We start from the raw sequence: 19949 nt of genomic DNA, 5'->3' as shown, positions 1-19949 counted from the left end.
AGTGAGACATGTTTAATATTGCGTTATTCGGCGCTGGCAGGATTGGCCAAGTGCATGCTGTAAATATTGCAAAGCATCCCAAAACGACACTGTATTCAATCATCGACCCGTATGTAGAGGGGGCGAAGAAACTTGCTGAAGAGTACGGCGCGAAGATACAAGAGATCGACGAAGCGATGTCCGATCCGAATGTACATGCGGTATGTATTTGCTCTGCAACCCATACACATGCAGACTTGATTGAAATGGCTGCGCAGCATGGCAAAGTGATCTTCTGTGAGAAGCCAATTGATCTGGATATTAGCCGAGTACGCGATTGTTTGGCGACAGTACGCCAGCATGGTGTGCCTATGATGGTAGGCTTCAACCGCCGATATGATCCGCAGTTCAGAACGGTAAAGAATCAGCTAAATGCCGGTGTGATCGGCCAGCCTGAATCCTTGGTGATCACCTCTCGCGATCCGTCACCACCCCCTGCAGAATACACCAAGGTATCTGGTGGCATGTTCCGCGACATGACTATACATGATTTGGATATGGCACGTTTCATCATGGGTGAAGATCCGGTCTCTATCACTGCGCACGGAAGCTGTATGGTAGATCCTGCTATCGGTGAAGCTGGGGATATCGACACGGCTGTATTGGTATTGAATTTCCCATCTGGTGCGATTGCGACTATCAACAACAGCCGCCGCTCTGGTTACGGCTACGATCAGCGTATTGAACTGCATGGCTCAAAAGGCCTGCTACAAGCTCACAACGTCAAAGAGAATTTGGTTCAGCATTGGGGTGAAGAAGGCTGCGTAGCTGCTAAACCTCAGCATTTCTTCCTTGAGCGTTACGAATCGGCCTACATAGCAGAATGGCAAGACTTCGTTGATGTGCTTGACGGCAAAGAGCCTGAGTGTGGCGGTGCCGATGGTGAATATGCCCTCGTATTGGCTGATGCGGCGCTTGAGTCGATGAAGCAGGGTAAAACCATTAAGCTGTAATACTCAGAAAACCCTCCTGAGTGATGATGTTTACCAGGGGCTGTTACCCCCCAAGACATAGCCCCTTTGGTATTGTCACTCTCTAAGCCTCGCAATTGCGGGGCTTTTTCTGTTTGCAAGACAATCTGTCGTCACCAATAAAAAACCGCCATATAGGCTAACACCGATCAGTTAAGCCATTGATCAGTTGAATGATCCTACGGTTGAGTGAAAATACCCTCAGACATTAAGTATGAGGGTATTTTTTATGTTGGCACATTGGCTGATCGATGTTGATGATTTTGCTTCACCTGACTCACTCTCTTTGTTTCAAAAAGAGTTGCCTCTTGAGTGGATTCAACAAGCACTCGATGACACCAACAAGGCAAGTTTAAGGCGACGGAAGCTACCTGCTGAGCTTGTGGTCTGGCTTGTTGTTGGGATTGGTTTATACCGTGATAGACCGATTACCGATGTACTTGATAAGCTAGACCTTAAGCTTTCCAGTTCTCTAGGTGAGTCCATTGCTCCGAGTGCGATCCCCCAAGCAAGAAAACGGTTAACAGCTAAGCCTCTCGAAGCCCTATTTACATTAACTTCACAGCATTGGGTACAAACAGAGGATAGTGAAGATACATGGTTCGGGTTAAAGCTTTTCTCTGTAGATGGCACGCAATTTAGGACCCACGATACCCCAGCCCTTGCAGAGCATTTTCAATACGTTAAGCACAGTAAAACTCGCCATACTGAATACCCAGTTGTAAGGCTATGTGCACTCTGCTCCCTCCGAAGTCGGCTAATCCATAATGTCGCTTTTGGTCCTAGCTACAAGGGTGAAGAAAGCTACGCCAAGCAACTCATTTCCTCTGCAACAGCCAACTCCCTTACTATTTTCGACCGATGCTATTTAGGTGCAGAGTTGATGATTAACTGGCAAAACCAACATGGTTCTAGCCACTGGATGACTCCCATTAAATCCAATACAAAGTACACAATCATAGAGCAGTTAGATGAAGACGGGCGTGACTTGATAGTAGAAATGAATGTTTCTCAACAAGCTCGCAAAAAAGATCCTCATCTGCCTGAAAAGTGGCAGGCTAGACTTGCGCTTTATCCAGAAAAAGATCAACCCAATCATATCAAAGGGGTTTTGACGTCCCTAACAGACAAAAAATATGACCTGCAATCCTTGCTTAATGTTTACTTCGAACGATGGGAAATCGAAAACAGTTACGGGGAGATAAAACACGACATGCTTGAGGATGAGATCCTACTTCGCAGTCAATCAATCGAAGGTGTTGAGCAGGAGATCTGGGGCACCTTAATTGCCTATAATCTAGTCCGGTTGGAAATAAGCCGAATAGCGAAAGAAGCTAAAGTGTCGCCTTTACGGATCAGTTTTATGATGGCTTTGAGGGATATCCAGGATGAATTAATGTGGTGTGCAATCGCATCGCCCGGCTCAATACCCAAGAAGTTAAGGGCAATGCGAGAGCGAGTAAAACGTTATATTTTGCCTGAGCGAAAAAAACGGCCCAAATCAAGGACCGTTCGTATCAGTAAAACTCGCTATGTGGTTCGCTCCAAGCATCTTAATTGATAGGAGTTAGCCATATAGGCGGCATTAAGGTCAAAATGTACGGGGTGCCAATGAATAGCTAACCTAGGAGACTAGAGTCAAAATCATTGGTAGAACCTTGTCGGTAAGCGAGCGAAACGGCCAGAGTCTGCGCCAGACATAGAGACGCTGACTGAGAGCGGAATGCTTCAACCTGGGCTTCTTTTACCACAAAACAGACATCACTGAAGGTGGCAAGAGGGCTCACCTGGCTATCAGTTATAACAATTTGCTTGGCTCCGGCTTTTGAGGCGATTTCGCTTAGGGTAATCGTTTCTTGTGCATAAGGGCTGAAGCTGATCGACAATACCGCATCCTTAGGGCCGATCATGGATAGTTGCTCTTTGAACATACCACCCAAACCGTCGATAAGAAAAGCGCGGCGTTCTAGGTGGCGCAACGCATAGGTAAGGTAAGAAGCCACGCTGAAAGAGCGCCTCAGGCCGATGAGATAGATGTTTTCGGCTTGACTTAAAATATCAATGGCTTCTTCGAGCTTGTCGCTCGGTGTTTGTGCCGCAAGGTGGTTCATTGCCTGGGCGTTGGCGCGGGCGAACTCCTGCAAAATCATGGCAGGGCTTTCCGGCGCACTTTGTTCAGCGTCTAGCTCTTTGAAAAGCTTGGCACGTTCGGTATAGCTAGCGGTCTCTTCAACAAGGTTGCGGCGAAATAGCTGTTTCATATCATTAAAGCCATTGAAGCCGAACGCGTTAGCAAAACGGATCAAGGTCGAAGGGGGCACTTCGGCTTGACTGGCAATAGTTGCAACCGTATCGAAGGCGACGCTGTTGGAGTTGTCTAGCACGTAACGGGCGACCTGCTGCAAACGCTTGCTGAGATCGCTATATCGCGCGCGGATTTGATCTTGCAGTTCAGTAAGGTTGTTGGCAACAGACATCTTTCACTCCCTTCAAATACTCCTTTCATATTGTAAAGGCTAGAGCGTACATGTGAAATGTTTTTTTCATTTATTTTTTAATTATATTCGCAATTGGAATATATGTTTCATATCGTGATTGCAAGAATGCCAGTCGTAATTGCGATAAGGCACTATGCCTTAAGTGAGTATGCAAAAACGGTGTGAGGTGAATTAGAATTTTCCAATGTCGGTCCGCTATTACTTGCTTTGATGAACGGAATTATGGATATATACCCAAGTTACTTGGGTATATATTGTTTGATATTTGAGAGGAGATGAAGTGATAGTTGCTGATGATTTTCACATCAATAATGCCAAGGTTGTTTTCAAAAGAGATGAATATCCGTTATCCAAAATAAGGGGAGCCAGAGTCAAAACCAATTCTCTGAAAGATCATGTACTGAGAGTAGTCATTATTGGTCTTATTGTATCTAGCGTGGTTTGGATGATCTGTCCGGACTCACTTGGGCTTTTAACGGCCCCAGTGGCATTGATCGTTGGCATACTATCGGCTATGGCAACAGTCAGGAAATATGAACTGCAGATTGAGTTTCAGCATATAGATGAAACAGGATTGCAGTGGGTTTCCATAGCTAAAACGAATAAGTTGAGCGTGAAGGAACTGTTTGAGAAGCAGGCCAGTGAAATCTTGCGAAATATTACATAGGGTGGCAGGTGAGTTTGCTGATGTAGTGCCCTGTGATGCTAGGGGAAACCGCTCTCCTAGCATCTGATTCGCGATGATTATAAAATGCAGTGCTTAGCGTAGTCTTTAGCCTCGTTTGCCGTCCAGTCACCTTTTGGTTTTTCTTTTAGATCTTCACACCAAGCTTCGCTGCCTACTTCAGTACAAGCAGAGAGAGTGAAGCAGATAAAAACTAAACTAAGTAATTTTTTCACGATAAAAACTCCTTTCATATCGTAGTAATATTTTGCTTATTAGAATATCAAGAGCATGAAAAGTCAAACCGCGATGGCATTATAGTTATCTATAATGGTATCGATATTGTTGCTATTTCCGCGCTGAAGTCGGCGATAGTGATTTAACGTTTTGTCGATATATCTGGTGATTAAATCGCTTTGTACGGCGCAATCTGAGTGCCAAATTTTATTGCCGACGGCATTAATCTGTTCATTTCCATCTATTGTCGATGAAACAAATAATATTTCATAAAAACGTTGATTGTCTTCAATGAGTACTTCGTGCTTGAGGCCAAAGTGATGGCTTATCAACTTTTGACGAAGCGTGTATGGGTTATTCACCGGGCACAGTAAAAAATCAATATTGGTGTCTTGATGCCGTTGGTGGATAGACTCAACGAGTTCGCTCATTAAGTCACCTCCTATGCCGGCGATGACCACCAAATGCTTGCCGTCATATCGGTTTATAGGCAGCTTTGCGACATCTTGACAGTGGACTGCCCATACGGCTTCTGGGTAAAAACGTTGTAGGTTCTTTTCCACTTTGGTCATTAGTTCCGGGACGATATCGACAAAATGAACATGGGTTGCCGCGTGTCGTGTTAGAAGGGCGGCGCCGATAAGCCCGTGGTCACAGCAACAATCCCAAACATGGTCATAGCCAGGTGGTACCATTTGTTCAATTTGCTTTAATCTTGTACTGAGTTTCAAGGGGAATGCCCGGTTTGTGTCAAAAATCGCGCGCATTGTAATGGTTTTTGCGGTTATAGCGAAGTAGCCGTTAACCTATCTGGTGTCCAAATGAACAATAGGGCAGCGATGTATACTTCCTTCACCGAGCTTGAGGCTAAAAAAAGCCACGTAACCCTAGGGGGAGAAACGTGGCACTTCAACGTGAAGTCCTACAGTAAAGTGAATTCTTTACAGGCTCGAGTTGTTTTTATCTTTATGGCTCAATTAGGTTAATGGCTACTTGCTCTTCTTCTGACGCTTCATATCAAAGACAACGGCGACCACTATGACCAAGCCTTTTACTACTTGCTGCCAGTAAGCCGAGACGTTCAGTAGGTCGAGGCCATTCTGCAGTACCCCCATGATCATGGTGCCTATGATGGTACCCTGAATCGTACCGATACCACCGGCATGGGATACACCACCAACGGTTGCTGATGCGATGGCATCCAACTCGTACATTACACCGAGGCCAGGCTGACCTGAGTTGATACGAGCAGATAGGATAAGCGCTGCGATACCAGCGAGTAGCCCTGCATAGGTGTATACCAGGATCTTGTACTTCTTAACGTTGATGCCCGATACATAGGCCGCTGTTTCGTTACCGCCGATGGCGTAGGCATATTTACCGAAGCGGGTGTAGTTCAACAGGATGTAGGACACGATTGCCATGACGATAAAGATGATGACCGGAACCGGGATACCGGCAATGGTTCCCTGACCAATCCACTGGTAGGAGTCAATAAGGCTACTGACTGGACGGCCGTCTGAGTAGAGAAGGGCCGCACCGCGTGCAATGATCATCATACCCAAGGTGGCGATGAACGGCGGGATACCGGTATAGGCAATCAATGCACCGTTGATAAAACCACAGAGAGCACCGACTGCCAGCGCAACCAAGATGGGAACGATTACAGGTAGCTCAGGCATCGCCGGATACATCCGCATGCCCCAATCGAGGGTTTGCGCCATACTGGCCGAGGCCACGGCGGCGACAGCGAGAACCGAGCCGGACGACAAGTCGATACCCCGGGTAATAATGATGATGGTTACCCCAAGTGCGAGCAGGCCGATACTGGCCATTTGGGTAACAACGTTAAGCAAGTTGGCTACAGTAAGGAATACTGGAGATAGAATCGACATCACCACACACATGGCAATGAATACAACGTAGATGGCATACTTAGAAATCAAGCGCTTATAATTCTGAGGCGATTTCGCACCAGACGTTGCTTCTATTAACTTCGCAATCATAATGACTTTCCTTGATAAATTTTTGCGTCACCCTGTCACGACAGCAGTGAATATGCGTTTTTTGGCTGCAGGCGGTTATGCCAACGCCATAGACATGATTTTTTCTTGGGTCGCTTCAGTGCCGTCGAGCTCGCCTTTGAGGTTGCCTTCGTGCATGACCAACACTCGGTCGCTCATGCCGATAACTTCCGGCAGTTCCGACGAGATCATTACCAAGCTTTTACCCATACCGGTCAAAAGGCGCATGAGTTTGTAAATTTCAGATTTCGCACCCACATCGATGCCTCGGGTCGGTTCGTCGAGGAACAGAATGTCAGGCTTGGTCAACATCCAGCGGGCTAGCAGTACTTTCTGCTGGTTACCTCCGCTGAGGTTGTCAATTGCCTCGCTCATGTGTGGTGTTTTCACCTTGAGTTTTTTACAGTGTTCTTCACTGTCTGAGCGCATCTGGCGGACGTCGAGAACATTGGCCACTCGGCTCTTATAAGCATCGAGGTGGGCGATGGACGTATTGGCAAAGATATCGAGCATCAGGTAAAGGCCGGAATGACGGCGGTCTTCGGTCAAGAAAGCCATTTTGTGGCTGATGGCATCCTGTGGGGCCTTGATTTCGACTTCTTCGCCATTGATCCAAATCTCACCGGTCTCTTTCTCGCGAACCCCAAATAGGGTCTCGATAAGTTCGGTTCGGCCGGCTCCTACAAGGCCTGCTATCCCTAATATCTCACCTTCATGGAGTTTGAAGTTGACATCCTTGAAGCAGCCATCGACAGACAGGTTTTTCACCTCCAGGCGGATTTTTCCTGGCTTGGCGGTAGGAGGAGGGAATACATCGCCAAGTTCACGGCCAACCATCATCTGGACCAGTTCATCATGGTTGGTATCTCTGGCTTCGCGCTCGCCGATGTAGCAACCATCGCGGAAAACAGTAATGTCATCGCAGATTTTGAAGATTTCATCCATCTTGTGGCTGATATACACCATGGCGACGCCCTGGGATTTGAGCTTTTCGATAATCTCAAACAGGTGGGCAACTTCTTTGTCCGTTAGGGCCGAAGTTGGCTCATCCATGATAATGATCTTCGATTCAAAAGAAATGGCTTTGGCAATCTCGACCATTTGCATAGTTGCTACGGTCAAGTCACTCATTAAGGTTCGAGGGTCAAGATCGAGATCAAGACGCTGGAGTAGGGCTTCGGTATCGGCGAACATCTTTTTATGATCGATCAGTCTTAATGGCCCTGAGACCGGTTCGCGGCCAAGCCAGATATTCTCGGCAATATTACGGTGTAGGACAGGAGAGAGCTCCTGGTGGATCATCGAAATACCGCTTTCTAGTGATTCTTTGGCGCCGGAGAAGTCTACCAATTCCCCTTGGTAGCGAATGGTGCCGGCATCGCGCTGGTATGTGCCAAACAGCACCTTCATCAAGGTCGATTTCCCTGCACCATTTTCGCCCATGAGTGCCATTACCCGTCCTTTCTTCAGCGTCAGCTGCACGTTATCGAGTGCTTTTACGCCGGGAAAGGTTTTGGTAATACCACGCATCTCAAGTATTACTTGGCTCATACTGATTTGCTCCAAATAGGCCCTACGTCGCTAACGCAGTGTAGGGCCGGATAAGTTATATAGAGAGGGAGGTGGATTAACCTTTTGCCTGGAATTCAGCTAGGTTGTCTTTGGTAACCAGTTCTGCAGGGATCCAAGTGATTTTCTCTTGGGGTTGTTTGTTGATGGCATTCATTGCCGCATCCAATGCGCCACGGGCTTGGCCGACACCGTCTTGGAATACGGTTGCATCCAGAGCGCCTTGTTGAATTGCCATGATGCCATCCGGGGTCGCATCGACACCGACAACAATGGTGTCTTCGAGTTTACCGGCAGCGCGCAGTGCCTGGATAGCACCCAGTGCCATATCATCATTGTTGGAAAGGATGATGTCGATTTGCTCGCCAGAGTTGATCCAGTTTTCCATTACAATCATACCCTGTGAGCGCTGCCATAGGCCGGTTTGCTTACGGGTGATGTTGAATTCTGGCTTGTCTTTGAAGAAGTCTTCAACACCTTGGGTACGAAGGATGGCAGCTTCGACCGTCATCATGCCCATGATGATGCCGATATTACCGCCATCAACTTTAGATGCCGCATATTTTGCTTGTTCTTCACCAAAACGAAGCTCGTCAGAACCCACGTACGACACGCCATCTGGCAAGTAAGAAGGGCGACGGTTTAGGTAAACCAGTTCGATGCCGGCTTTCTGGATACTGTCTGTCATCGGTTGAGTTGCATCGGTGTTAACCGGAACTAGGATGATGCCGTCAACTTGCTGAACAATGAAGTTTTGGATTTGCCCCAATTGTTTCACTGTATCTTCTTTAGCATCGACGAAAATTAGCTCTACATTACCCATCTCTTTGGCGTACTTATCCATAGAGTCCTTCATGTTGACCAAAAAGGTGTCATCAAAGTTAGGAATGGCGACGCCGATTTTGATCTTGTCCTCTCCGTCATCACCGCCGCACGCAGCTAGCGCAAACACGGTGCCAATGATGGCTATTTTGCGAAGGACCCCTTTTGATAGGGACTTTGTCGTTGAAATAGAGTTTGTGAATAGAGAAGTAATTCCATGTATCAGTGACGGCATTGTTGCCTCCTTATTATGATGCATCTAACCGCTTTCTTGGGTGAAATGTACATTTCATAAATCACGGTAAATAGATGCTGATCACTTTCTGTAATGAAATATTCATCCAGAAAGTGTGTTCACGTTGATTGAAATAAATTTATTATTTTTATGTAAACAACTATATGCTCGAGCTCAATTAATAACCACCCCTGATTGAGTGTAAATAACAAAATTGTTAACCAAGTCTCACTGGAATCAATGTCTAATTGTTGTGATATATACTAATTTTATGATTTTAAAGGCTAAATTTTTGGCGGATATGCTGCTTTTTGCCTAACTTGTTGATAAATAGTGGAATATTCCGCAAACGTTATCGTGTTGAAGGTATGTTGCAACTATTTGAAAAAAATTTTCCATTTTATTCTGTGGTTGTACGCGGATTGAACAGTTTTGGAAATTTTACCTTGATCACAAAATATATTTTTCATTTCATTTTTCGTTTAAAGTGAAATGAATATTTCGTATGATAAGGGCATTGAAACAATGAGGGTTGGGAAAGGTGTTCTCAACAACGATTGCGAAAATCAGTTTAATCATTATCTGAACGGTTCTTAACTACTCGGTAGTTAAAGGAAGGAGTGAAAAGGATGAATACCAGCAATAAGAAATTGGATCTTATTTGTTTGGGGCGAGTTGCCGTTGACTTGTATGGCCAGCAAATTGGGGCTCGCCTAGAGGATATGGGCACTTTCTCTAAGTATCTCGGTGGGTCGTCAGGCAACGTCGCTTATGGCACTGCAAGGCAGGGGTTGAAGTCTTCCATGCTGGCGAGGGTTGGGGATGAGCACATGGGGCGCTTCTTACGCGAAGAGCTGCAGCGAGTTGGTGTTGATACCAGTCACTTAATTACCGATAAAGAACGTCTTACAGCCTTGGTCATCCTTGGTATTAAGGATGAAGACACCTTCCCACTGATCTTCTACCGTGATAATTGCGCAGATATGGCTATCACTGCCGATGATATTGATGAGCAATATATTGCCTCGGCACGCTGCTTGGCAATTACTGGTACCCACCTATCACACCCTAATACCCGCGAAGCCGTGCTGACCGCCTTGCGCTATGCCCGTAAGCACGGCGTGAAAACAGCCATAGATATTGATTACCGCCCCGTGCTTTGGGGGCTAACTACCTTGGGAGATGGCGAAACGCGCTTTATTGAGTCAGGCAAGGTCACCGAGCAACTTCAAGAAGTGTTGGGCTTGTTCGATTTGATTGTTGGTACAGAAGAAGAATTCCACATTGCAGGTGGCTCGACGGACACAGTGGAAGCGCTGAAAGCCGTACGTGAAGTGAGTAATGCCGAGTTAGTGTGCAAGCGTGGTCCGCTAGGTTGCTCAGTCTTCACTGATGCGATTCCAAATGATCTAGATGAAGGGATTACCGTCCAAGGCGTGCGGGTAGATGTACTCAATGTATTGGGTGCAGGCGATGCCTTCATGTCGGGCCTTTTGCGTGGCTACCTAAATGATGAAGGTTGGGAGAAAGCCTGTGCTTATGCCAATGCCTGTGGTGCCTTGGTCGTCTCTCGCCATGGTTGTGCACCGGCCATGCCTTCGAAACAAGAGTTGGATGATTACTTGTCTCGTGCTGGTGATGTGCCTCGTCCTGATCTGGATGAGCGTTTAAACCATCTTCATCGGGTAACGACAAGGGATAAAGAGTGGGAAGAACTCTGTGTGCTGGCTTTTGATCACCGTATCCAGTTCGTCGATATGGCCCGCGAAGCCAATGCCGATATCAGCCGGATCAGGTCACTGAAAAAGCTTATTCTGCAGGCGAGTCGCGAAGTGGCTGAAGAAGCGGGCTTATCCGGCAAAGCGGGATTGCTGTGTGACAGCACATTTGGTCAAGACGTACTGAACGAAATTACCGGGGAAGGCTGGTGGATTGGCCGGCCGGTAGAGCTGCCAGCTTCCCGTCCTCTTGAACTGGAACACGGCAATATTGGTACCCAGCTGATTGATTGGCCGCTGGAGCATGTTGTTAAGTGCCTGGTGTTCTTCCACCCTGATGATCATCACGCGTTACGTCTTGAGCAAGAAAAGCAAGTGTGTGAAGTGTATCAAGCGTGCTGCAAGACAGGTCATGAGCTGCTGCTAGAAGTGATTTTGCCTGCTGATATGGAGCGCACCGATGAGCTATATCTGCGCGCGATGCAGCGTTTCTACAACTTAGGCGTGAAACCGGATTGGTGGAAACTGCCGCCAATGGCTGCTGAATCATGGCAGGAGGTGAATGCGCTGATCAGAGACCGCGATGCGTATTGTCGTGGGGTTGTATTGCTGGGCCTGGACGCACCAGAAAACGAGTTGAAAGCCGGGTTCAATGCAGCAGCAAGTACCGATATCGTAAAAGGTTTTGCCGTTGGCAGGACTATTTTCGGCCAGCCTTCCCGTTTGTGGCTAGCTAATGACATTGATGATGCTGGCTTGATTGAGCAGATCAAGCAGAACTATCACAACTTAATAACCCTGTGGCGTCAGCGTGGCTAAAGGAGTCGAGCATGAGTGTTAATACGGTACGCCTGACGATGGCTCAGGCTTTGGTGAAATACCTGCAAGCGCAGAAAGTCGAGATCGACGGTGAGATCCAACCTATGTTTGCCGGTGTGTTTGCCATTTTCGGACACGGTAATGTTGCCGGGCTAGGGGAGGCGCTCTATCACGCCAATGAAGCACTGCCGACCTACCGCGCCCATAACGAGCAGGCTATGGCGCACAGTGCCATTGCTTTTGCCAAGGCCAATAACCGCCAACGTATGATGGCGGCGACAACATCGGTCGGGCCAGGGGCTCTGAATATGGTCACCGCAGCAGCACTGGCCCATGTCAACCGCCTGCCTGTATTGCTTCTGCCGGGCGATACATTTGCTACCCGTGAACCGGACCCTGTGCTGCAGCAAGTTGAAGACTGGAGTGATGCGACTATCACACCGAATGATTGTTTCAAACCGGTGAGTCGATTCTTTGACCGCATCACCCGTCCAGAGCAGTTGCTAAATAGTTTGCCGCAAGCGATGCGGGTGTTGACCGATCCGGTTGAGTGCGGCCCGGCAACGATAGCGATTCCGCAAGATGTCCAGACCATGGCGTTTGATTACCCGCTTCATTTCTTTAAAGAGAAAATCCACCGTGTGCGCCGACCTGGGGCAGATGAGCATGAGCTGACCGAAGTTGTTGAGTTGATCAAACAGGCTAAGCAACCGCTGGTCATTGCCGGTGGCGGTATTCACTATTCCGGCGCGTTGGAACAGTTCCGTGAGTTTGTAGAAACCTACCAGTTACCAGTAGGTGAAACCCAGGCCGGTAAAGGGGCATTGCCTTGGGATCATACTTCCAACCTTGGTTCAATTGGCGTGACAGGATCTGCGGCGGTGAACCAGATGGCTGCTGAAGCGGACGTGATCATCGCGGTGGGAACACGCGTGCAGGACTTTACCTCTAGCTCAAGAGCACTGTTTAAAGCCGATGCCAAGATAGTTTCGCTGAATGTGAACGGCTTTGATGCAACGAAGCATTATGGGATCCCTCTGGTAGCTGATGCCAAGGTGGCATTACCTCAATTAACCCAGTATCTGGTCGACTGGCAGGTCTCGACGGTTTGGCAGAATAAAGCAGAGACACTTCGTCTGGAGTGGAACAAAACCGTATCTATTGCCATGACTGATCGTGGTACGGCACTGCCGACTGACGCAGAGGTTATCGGTGCGGTTAACCGCGCGGCGGGCGAGAAAGATATCGTCGTTTGTGCCGCCGGTGGGTTGCCGGGTGAACTGCACAAACTGTGGCGTACCCGTTATGACAAAGGGTACCACCTCGAATATGGCTTCTCTTGCATGGGGTATGAAATTGCTGGCGGCCTTGGCGTCAAGATGGCTAAACCGGATTCAGAAGTATTCATTATGATCGGTGATGGCTCATATCTGATGCTGAATTCCGAAATTTCCACCTCGGTGATGCTAGGGCACAAGTTGGTACTCGTGGTACTGGATAACCGTGGATTCGGCTGTATCAATCGTCTTCAGCATGCTTGCGGCGGGGCTGGTTTCAATAACTTGCTCAAGGACTGTAACACCATTGAAGAAGGTGCACCGAAGACTGATTTTGCCGCCCATGCTCGCTCGCTAGGGGCACAGGCAGAAAAAGTCGCCAACATTGCAGAGCTAGAGCAAGCCTTGGTGCGGGCGAAGCAGGCGACATCAACATATGTGATCACCCTGGATACCGATCCGCTGAGTACGACTGAATCGGGTGGTTCATGGTGGGAAGTGGCAGTACCTGAAGTATCTGAGCGCGAACAAGTGCGTGCAGCCAGAGCAAGGTATGAAATCGCCAAACAACAGCAAGTGATTTAAGGAGAATTAGCATGACTGTTCAACTAGGTATCAACCCACTGACTTGGACCAACGATGACTTGCCATCTTTGGGTGCAGAAACACCATTAGCAACATGTTTGACTGAAGGGCGCCAAGCCGGTTTTGCCGGCTTCGAACTTGGCAATAAGTTTCCGCGTGAAGCCAGTGTGCTAGGACCGATACTCGCCAATCATGATCTTAAGTTGGTGTCAGGCTGGTACTCCGGCGAATTGCTTACCCGCACGGTAGAGGAAGAAATCGAAGCGGTTCAGCCTCACTTGACCTTACTGCGTGAGTTGGGTGCTAAGGTGATGGTATTTGCTGAAGTCACCGGATGCATTCACGGCCAGCAAGATACACCGGTGCGTCTTCGCCCTAACTTTCCCGCTGATAAATGGCGAGAGTACGGCAAGAAACTTAGCGAGTTTGCCAAGTACACCAAAAGCCAGGGGGTTGAGGTAGCCTATCACCATCATATGGGCACCGTTATCGAGACTGCTGAAGATATCGATAACCTGATGGAATACACCAGTGAAGAAGTGGGGCTGTTGCTTGATACCGGTCATCTGACCTTTGCTGGCGCTGATCCGGTACAGGTGGCAACGCGTTGGGCCCACCGGATTAACCATGTTCATACCAAAGATATTCGTGCTGATGTACTGGCTGATGTGAAGAACCGCAATACCAGCTTCCTTGATGCAGTACTTGATGGCGTATTCACTGTTCCGGGCGATGGTTGTGTGAATTATCCAGCAGTATTTGAGCAGTTAAAAAACGTCAATTATCAGGGCTGGTTGGTCGTGGAAGCTGAGCAGGACCCTGCAATCGCTCATCCAATGACCTATGCCACTTTAGGTTTTAATAATTTACAAGAACTTGCTCGCGAGGCCGGGCTATTAGAAGGCGAAGGCCAAGAGTAATTACAGGAGCAAACAATGGAAACAGTTCAAAACTTCATTCAGGGCCAAATCAGCGAAAGTCACAGCCAGCGCTTTGCCCCGGTATTCAACCCAGCAACCGGTGAGCAGACCCGTCAGGTAGTATTGAGCTCAGCTGCTGAAACCGCCGAAGCCATCGCTGCTGCTGATAAGGCATTTCCTGCATGGGCAAAGACATCGCCGCTCAAGCGTGCTCGTGTGATGTTCAAATTCAAAGCCTTGCTTGAGCAGAACATGGATGAGCTGGCTCGCCTGATCTCAAGTGAGCACGGTAAAGTTTATTCAGATGCAGTGGGTGAAGTGACCCGTGGCCTTGAGGTAGTTGAGTTTGCCTGTGGTATTCCGCATCTTCAGAAAGGGGAGCATTCAGCCAATGTGGGGACTGGTGTCGATAGTCACTCGCTGATGCAGCCACTAGGTGTCTGTGCGGGTATTACCCCATTCAACTTTCCGGCAATGGTGCCCATGTGGATGTTCCCGATTGCCTTGGCGACGGGTAATACTTTTGTGTTGAAGCCTTCGGAAAAAGATCCCTCTCTAGGATTGGTGTTGGCCGAGCTGCTTAAAGAAGCCGGTTTGCCTGACGGTGTCTTTAATGTGGTGAACGGTGACAAGGAAGCGGTTGATGTATTGCTTACCGATCCGCGTGTACAAGCGGTCAGCTTCGTAGGGTCGACGCCGATTGCTGAGTACATTTACTCAACTGCATCAGCGCATGGCAAGCGTTGCCAGGCACTGGGCGGTGCGAAGAACCACTGTATCTTGATGCCTGATGCCGACCTGGATATGGCGACAAGCGCGATCATGGGCGCTGCTTATGGTGCCGCCGGTGAGCGTTGTATGGCATTGTCTGTCGTAGTTGCGGTTGGTGATGAAACGGCTGATCAGCTTATCGGTAAGCTGAAGTCTCAAATTGATGTGATGAAAGTTGGCCCGGGCGTGGTTGAAGGCCCTGAAAATGACATGGGCCCCGTGATTTCCTCACAGCACAAAGACAAGATCTGTGAATACATCACATCGGGTGTAGAGCAGGGCGCATCTTTGGTGGTCGATGGCCGTGATATCCGCATTGAAGGGCATGAGAATGGTTTCTTCGTTGGGCCAACATTGTTCGATAATGTGTCACCGGAGATGACCATCTACCAAGAAGAGATTTTCGGCCCTGTGCTTGCGATTGTCCGTGTGCCTGACTACCAGACCGGCCTTGAGCTTATCAACCGTCACGAGTACGGCAATGGTACCGCGATCTTTACCCGTGATGGCGAAACCGCTCGTCAGTTCAGTGAAGATGTACTGGCGGGTATGGTCGGGATTAACGTGCCAATCCCTGTTCCGATGGCGTTCCACAGTTTCGGTGGCTGGAAGCGCTCTGTGTTTGGCCCGTTGAATGTTCACGGCAACGATGGTGTTCGTTTCTACACCCGAATGAAGACAGTGACCAGTCGCTGGCCAGCCAGTGTTCGTTTAGAGCAGCACAGCAGCAGCTTTGTGATGCCGACGATGTAATAAACAATTGAAATGATAAGAAAAAGCCAGGCTGCATAGTGAGCCTGGCTTTTTTTCGTATATGTTACCAAGTAGCTTGCTATCGTTTGTTACCGGTATCTACGGGCGATATAGACAGTGCCTAGCCCATAAGTTGTGATTAATCCTAGTAAGATCAGATTTCCGGTGTTAGGTGATACTAGGGCAAATACTTTAACCATCAGTGACACTAACAAGTCACTTCCCACCCACAGCAGCATAAATGTTAATGCTAAGGAGCTAGGGTTAACGGATTCGCGAATATAGGCAAGGCTGATAAAAGCTGGCAGGCTGCAGAACAAGAAAAAGCCCAATGCCATTGCTGCAATCTGTGAGCCAAACAAAACAAAAGGCATTGCACACAGTGATGCCAACACGGTCGTTGTTACCGCTAGCTTTCGGATATCAAATTTTCCGACTAAGAAAATACCGGCGAAGTTACCGACAATGCCTGCATATAACAAGTTCATGATATTTGCGGGCTCAATAAAGGTAAATGATAAGGTGTAAAAAACAATGGCACCAGAGAAGACGACACAGAATACCCAGTTGAAATTCTCTTTGAGGCCAGAACTGAACGAAGCCACCTCACCGGTTTCAGAAACCTGTACTTTTTTGAAAGAAAGAAATATGAGAATGGCTAGGGCAACGGATACAGCAATGAGGATAGACGTAACAAGCTCCATGGTTTCCGTCGGCAGGGCTAGGATAGTTGCCGATAAAGTAATCGCGGCGGTAATACCGACATTATAGGCAGAAGCGTTTACGCCGTTCATGATATTTAGCTCTTTTCCTGAAAAGACGGATGCCGTTACCGGAGATTGACAGAATAAAACTAATCCTCCACCGAGGCCAACGACAGCACGGCCAGCCATGACCATCATTTCAGTGTCGGCTTTTAGCATAATCGCCAGACCAATACCTGCAAGTAGCAACCCCATGGAGAAGCCATTTCCGACTGTGGCAAAGTAATGTTTGGCTGCAACTCGCGCAACTAAAATGCCTACTATAAAGTTAGTGGTTAACTTGGCGATGTTCAGCCAAGCGGTAGAGTCGGCCAGTTGTGAGTTAGAAAACCCTAATGAAGATTGCACATAGAAATCACCGACTTTCCAAGCTACAGCAAATAATGCGTAACCCAGAAACAAGCTGATACCAATACTGAAACGTTGTAACCCTGATATAGTGTTCATCTTTTTACCTGTAAGGTGTAATGTTAGTTTTGATTTATGGATGCTATGTTTTAAATATAACGTTACTGGGTATCTTAAGAATTAATTCCAATTAAGCAGGAAAAAGCTAAAGATATGTAGGTAAACTACAGCAGTAGAAATCACTAAAATTACCTCAGGGTGCCATTGGGCAAGAGGAGGCAAAATACCTTGACATATATCAAGCTGGTTTTGTTTACAAACGGATTCTTGACTATTTCTAACATAATAGATGGTTTATTCAGGAGCGATTAAGGTGATCGTTAGCACGTTTATACACTTGAAGCTATGGAGTGGCACGTTAAGGTAATTTTTAGATATTAATTTGGCAAGAATTAGGTTTGTTCACACAACATTATTTGGATTATATTAAACAATGAACAAACTTATTAAAACAACAGGTTTGCTATCTATAGCTGTTTCCCTATCATTTGTTGCCATCGCGGATGGTAACGTCCGTGTTCACTATAGCCTAGAAAATGAATCAAATGAGGTTGGTGCCGAGTATAACATCTCTCCAGTGTCTAAGATCGGCATAATTGGTGAGAGTTTGGCGGGCACCACTGATATTAAATATACCCATACCTTTATTCCTGTTAAGAATGTCTATGTATCTCCGATCGTGGGGTATTTTGCTTATAGTAGTGACAATGCGCTATCGCCAGGTTTTGATGATATTGTTTATGGACGCTTAAATGTAACCTACGCGCCAATCAAGCAAGTGGCCTTGTATGCAGAGTATACGGACAGTATTGCTGTTAGTGACGTAGACTTGGGCGAGGTTAAGCAGCTTCGTGCTGGTGCTGTGATTAAACCGATAGATAACCTCAGCTTTGTTTATCGTTATGCAGAGCAAGAGTATGTGAACTTTTTTGGTATCGAAACACAGAAACATGAATACTGGTTGAGTTATAAATTCAATAATGGCCTTGAGCCTTATCTGTATGCTATCGATCAAAAAAATGCCAACTTAAATGTCAACGTAGGATTACAATATAACTTCTGACTTAAACGGTTAGTTTGAATTATTAAAGCAGCCATTTCAATGGCTGCTTTTTATTTTCAGCCCTAAACCACCTACTTCAGTAGGTGGTTATCATCCAGCGAGGCTTTGCCTGAAGTACTACTCATGCTAAATGCTCTCTTGATTTTTCGCGAAGTCAAAGAGGACAAATAACATGAGTAGATATAACCAAGCTTCCCACGTATTTTGGCGATGTCAATATCACATCGTATGGACGCCCAAGTACCGCTTCAGGATTTTGAAGAACAATGTGGGTAAAGAGGTTTATCGGTGTATCCAGGTCTATTGTAATCAACTTGGATGTGAGGTCATTGAGTTGAATGTACAAGTTGACCATGTACACCTTGTCGTAAAGGTTCCGCCAAAGTTATCAATATCCAAGTTGATGGGGGTATTGAAAGGCAAAATAGCCTTGAAGTTATTCAGTAAGTTTCCGTATTTGAGAAAGAATAAGCTTTGGGGAAATCACTTTTGGCAAAGAGGCTATTTTGTCGATAGCGTTGGAATTAATGAAGAAATAATCCGGCGATATGTAAGGCATCAAGAGAAGAAAGAGCGTCAAGAACAGGGAGAGTTAGCGCTGAACTAAACAAAGGCCCCCTTCGAGGGGGCTCATGCAAAGCCACCTTCTTTAGAAGGTGGATCTTTTACTTCTGTGAGAAATGTTTAATAAGAATATAACGGTGTTGACGGTGCAATAGTAAACGACTGTGGTTGTAATGACCTGTTTATAAGAAAGTAATGATTCACTCCGAAAATTATAGTTACATACTATTAATTTGCTGACGGTACGCTTTTGGGGTTTGCTCTGTCATACGCTTAAATGCTCTGGAAAAGTGTGCAGGGGTAATATAGCCAAGCAGATATGAAACCTGAGTGATAGAGAGCTCTTGGCTCTGCAATAAACGTTTTGCTTCCTCTTCGAGGGTATCATCAAGCAGTTGTGAAAAAGTCGTGTTGATATCATTAAGCCTTCTTTGCAGCGTACGCTTTGTCAGTTTGGTAATTTTGGTGGCTTTGCGCAGGCTGATCCGTCCTTCACAAAGGTATGGGGCCAGAGCCTTCCTCAGTGAAAGATCAAAGCTTTTTTGGCGCAAGATGTCATGAGGGTAAGGGGCAGGCTTGTCCGTTTGATCCCAGTGCGATATTTTTTTGTCGAGTTGGTCGTTGCCAATATGGATGCCTGTTCCTTCTCGGCAGGCGAAGACAGGTAGTCCCTGAAAAGGTTGCGGCAAGGCTTCAAGGTATATGGATTTGGATTGGATGCGGATCATTGATGTTGCCCATTGCTTGCCGATTAACTGGCGGATAATTTCAATTAGGACACAGACGACATAAGTTTCTGAAAAGCGGAACCACGTTTTGTTGATATGTCGTCTGCGACAAATCAGCCATGGTTTGTCCATATACGTTTTAACTTCAAAATTAGTATCTGTTGAAATACCCTGAGCGTAGCAAGTGAATATAGAAAGAGCATCAACGAGGGTTTCTGCTGCTTTCAAATTAAAACATTGGATGATATAGCGTGCATTCCGGTAAGCAGCCTGCCTGATCACCTGGTACTTGATATGATCCGGCAGGGCTGAATCCATAGTGGCGAAAAAATCGGTGACCACTTCTCGGGTAATAAAACCTGCTTCTAAAATCTCTATATTTTCAGGCAAGTCTGTTTTGCTGAGGAGCGGGTAGTGGTCTTCCCCCAGTTCTTTGATGACATTAATAAATGTAACCACCTGCTTTGATAAGACTAGTGGTATATAAGCCTGCTTGAGTGCTTTATCCTGCATTGATTAA

General features: G+C 46.9%; 17 protein-coding genes. 9 read left to right on the top strand and 8 right to left on the bottom strand.

All coding sequences use genetic code 11. From position 1 onward, the window contains the following. Positions 1-8 precede the first annotated feature (8 nt). Together iolG and PTW35_RS23110 are read left to right on the top strand one after the other, a co-directional pair. Positions 9-992, top strand: coding sequence for an inositol 2-dehydrogenase (gene iolG / locus PTW35_RS23115; protein WP_281027640.1), 984 nt, complete (start codon positions 9-11; stop codon positions 990-992). 247 nt (positions 993-1239) lie between these two features. Next, positions 1240-2571 (top strand): IS4 family transposase, encoded by a 1332-nt coding sequence (locus PTW35_RS23110; RefSeq protein WP_281025016.1) that lies wholly within the window; start codon positions 1240-1242, stop codon positions 2569-2571. A 58-nt stretch (positions 2572-2629) separates the two neighbouring features. Here PTW35_RS23110 and PTW35_RS23105 read toward each other — a convergent pair whose 3' ends face one another. Beyond that, complete coding sequence (locus PTW35_RS23105; protein WP_281027639.1) at positions 2630-3487, bottom strand: MurR/RpiR family transcriptional regulator; 858 nt, start codon at positions 3485-3487, stop codon at positions 2630-2632. A gap of 301 nt (positions 3488-3788) precedes the next feature. On the opposite strand from PTW35_RS23105, the gene PTW35_RS23100 reads away from it, so the two are divergent. Continuing rightward, complete coding sequence (locus PTW35_RS23100; protein ID WP_281027638.1) at positions 3789-4175, top strand: hypothetical protein; 387 nt, start codon at positions 3789-3791, stop codon at positions 4173-4175. Between the two features lie 77 nt (positions 4176-4252). Here PTW35_RS23100 and PTW35_RS23095 read toward each other — a convergent pair whose 3' ends face one another. The 5 genes from PTW35_RS23095 to PTW35_RS23075 all read right to left on the bottom strand — a co-directional run bounded on the left by PTW35_RS23095 (position 4253) and on the right by PTW35_RS23075 (position 9059). Further along, a complete protein-coding gene (locus PTW35_RS23095; protein ID WP_107347693.1) occupies positions 4253-4408 on the bottom strand; it encodes a DUF3012 domain-containing protein in 156 nt (51 codons plus the stop codon). A 63-nt stretch (positions 4409-4471) separates the two neighbouring features. Beyond that, complete coding sequence (locus PTW35_RS23090; RefSeq protein WP_281027637.1) at positions 4472-5140, bottom strand: tRNA (adenine(22)-N(1))-methyltransferase TrmK; 669 nt, start codon at positions 5138-5140, stop codon at positions 4472-4474. Between the two features lie 258 nt (positions 5141-5398). Continuing rightward, positions 5399-6415 (bottom strand): ABC transporter permease, encoded by a 1017-nt coding sequence (locus PTW35_RS23085; RefSeq protein ID WP_039469452.1) that lies wholly within the window; start codon positions 6413-6415, stop codon positions 5399-5401. 75 nt (positions 6416-6490) lie between these two features. Then, on the bottom strand, positions 6491-7984 hold the full coding sequence (locus tag PTW35_RS23080; protein WP_281027635.1) for a sugar ABC transporter ATP-binding protein: 1494 nt from the start codon (positions 7982-7984) through the stop codon (positions 6491-6493). Between the two features lie 76 nt (positions 7985-8060). Further along, entirely contained in the window at positions 8061-9059 is a 999-nt protein-coding gene (locus PTW35_RS23075) for a sugar ABC transporter substrate-binding protein (RefSeq protein WP_281027634.1), read from the bottom strand. Positions 9060-9688: 629 nt separating this feature from the next. Between PTW35_RS23075 and iolC the strand changes: the two genes are divergently transcribed. From iolC to PTW35_RS23055, 4 genes are read left to right on the top strand one after another with little or no spacing between them, the layout of a single operon-like run. Further along, positions 9689-11596, top strand: a complete 1908-nt coding sequence (gene iolC / locus PTW35_RS23070) for a 5-dehydro-2-deoxygluconokinase (protein WP_281027633.1) — start codon at positions 9689-9691, stop codon at positions 11594-11596. 11 nt (positions 11597-11607) lie between these two features. Further along, positions 11608-13458 carry a 3D-(3,5/4)-trihydroxycyclohexane-1,2-dione acylhydrolase (decyclizing) gene (gene iolD, locus PTW35_RS23065; protein WP_281027632.1) on the top strand — a complete coding sequence of 617 codons (1851 nt, stop codon included), beginning with the start codon at positions 11608-11610 and terminating at the stop codon, positions 13456-13458. 11 nt (positions 13459-13469) lie between these two features. After that, positions 13470-14378, top strand: coding sequence for a myo-inosose-2 dehydratase (gene iolE / locus PTW35_RS23060; protein WP_281027631.1), 909 nt, complete (start codon positions 13470-13472; stop codon positions 14376-14378). Positions 14379-14393: 15 nt separating this feature from the next. Continuing rightward, a complete protein-coding gene (locus PTW35_RS23055; protein WP_039469438.1) occupies positions 14394-15902 on the top strand; it encodes a CoA-acylating methylmalonate-semialdehyde dehydrogenase in 1509 nt (502 codons plus the stop codon). An 89-nt stretch (positions 15903-15991) separates the two neighbouring features. On the opposite strand, the gene PTW35_RS23050 is transcribed toward PTW35_RS23055, so the two are convergent. Then, entirely contained in the window at positions 15992-17113 is a 1122-nt protein-coding gene (locus tag PTW35_RS23050; RefSeq protein WP_281027630.1) for an MFS transporter, read from the bottom strand. Positions 17114-17507: 394 nt separating this feature from the next. On the opposite strand from PTW35_RS23050, the gene PTW35_RS23045 reads away from it, so the two are divergent. Beyond that, entirely contained in the window at positions 17508-18137 is a 630-nt protein-coding gene (locus PTW35_RS23045; RefSeq protein WP_281027629.1) for a hypothetical protein, read from the top strand. Positions 18138-18309: 172 nt separating this feature from the next. Continuing rightward, positions 18310-18744, top strand: coding sequence for an IS200/IS605 family transposase (gene tnpA / locus PTW35_RS23040; protein WP_039460255.1), 435 nt, complete (start codon positions 18310-18312; stop codon positions 18742-18744). Between the two features lie 175 nt (positions 18745-18919). On the opposite strand, the gene PTW35_RS23035 is transcribed toward tnpA, so the two are convergent. Further along, a complete protein-coding gene (locus tag PTW35_RS23035; protein ID WP_281027628.1) occupies positions 18920-19942 on the bottom strand; it encodes an AraC family transcriptional regulator in 1023 nt (340 codons plus the stop codon). Between the last annotated feature and the right edge of the window lie 7 nt (positions 19943-19949).

Origin of the sequence: Photobacterium sp. DA100, from assembly GCF_029223585.1 — a bacterium.
Lineage (GTDB): Bacteria > Pseudomonadota > Gammaproteobacteria > Enterobacterales > Vibrionaceae > Photobacterium.
The sequence above is the reverse complement of the archived record's forward strand: the minus strand, read 5'-3'. Positions and strand labels throughout refer to the sequence as shown.

What these genes read in the sequence shown, in the direction of transcription:
- iolE (WP_281027631.1), top strand. Translation starts at nt 13,470, where the DNA reads ATGACTGTTCAACTAGGTATCAACCCACTGACTTGGACCAACGATGAC.
- PTW35_RS23075 (WP_281027634.1), bottom strand. Translation starts at nt 9,059, where the DNA reads ATGCCGTCACTGATACATGGAATTACTTCTCTATTCACAAACTCTATT.
- PTW35_RS23105 (WP_281027639.1), bottom strand. Translation starts at nt 3,487, where the DNA reads ATGTCTGTTGCCAACAACCTTACTGAACTGCAAGATCAAATCCGCGCG.
- PTW35_RS23045 (WP_281027629.1), top strand. Translation starts at nt 17,508, where the DNA reads ATGAACAAACTTATTAAAACAACAGGTTTGCTATCTATAGCTGTTTCC.
- PTW35_RS23055 (WP_039469438.1), top strand. Translation starts at nt 14,394, where the DNA reads ATGGAAACAGTTCAAAACTTCATTCAGGGCCAAATCAGCGAAAGTCAC.
- PTW35_RS23110 (WP_281025016.1), top strand. Translation starts at nt 1,240, where the DNA reads ATGTTGGCACATTGGCTGATCGATGTTGATGATTTTGCTTCACCTGAC.
- PTW35_RS23050 (WP_281027630.1), bottom strand. Translation starts at nt 17,113, where the DNA reads ATGAACACTATATCAGGGTTACAACGTTTCAGTATTGGTATCAGCTTG.
- tnpA (WP_039460255.1), top strand. Translation starts at nt 18,310, where the DNA reads ATGAGTAGATATAACCAAGCTTCCCACGTATTTTGGCGATGTCAATAT.
- PTW35_RS23080 (WP_281027635.1), bottom strand. Translation starts at nt 7,984, where the DNA reads ATGAGCCAAGTAATACTTGAGATGCGTGGTATTACCAAAACCTTTCCC.
- iolC (WP_281027633.1), top strand. Translation starts at nt 9,689, where the DNA reads ATGAATACCAGCAATAAGAAATTGGATCTTATTTGTTTGGGGCGAGTT.
- iolG (WP_281027640.1), top strand. Translation starts at nt 9, where the DNA reads ATGTTTAATATTGCGTTATTCGGCGCTGGCAGGATTGGCCAAGTGCAT.
- iolD (WP_281027632.1), top strand. Translation starts at nt 11,608, where the DNA reads ATGAGTGTTAATACGGTACGCCTGACGATGGCTCAGGCTTTGGTGAAA.
- PTW35_RS23035 (WP_281027628.1), bottom strand. Translation starts at nt 19,942, where the DNA reads ATGCAGGATAAAGCACTCAAGCAGGCTTATATACCACTAGTCTTATCA.
- PTW35_RS23085 (WP_039469452.1), bottom strand. Translation starts at nt 6,415, where the DNA reads ATGATTGCGAAGTTAATAGAAGCAACGTCTGGTGCGAAATCGCCTCAG.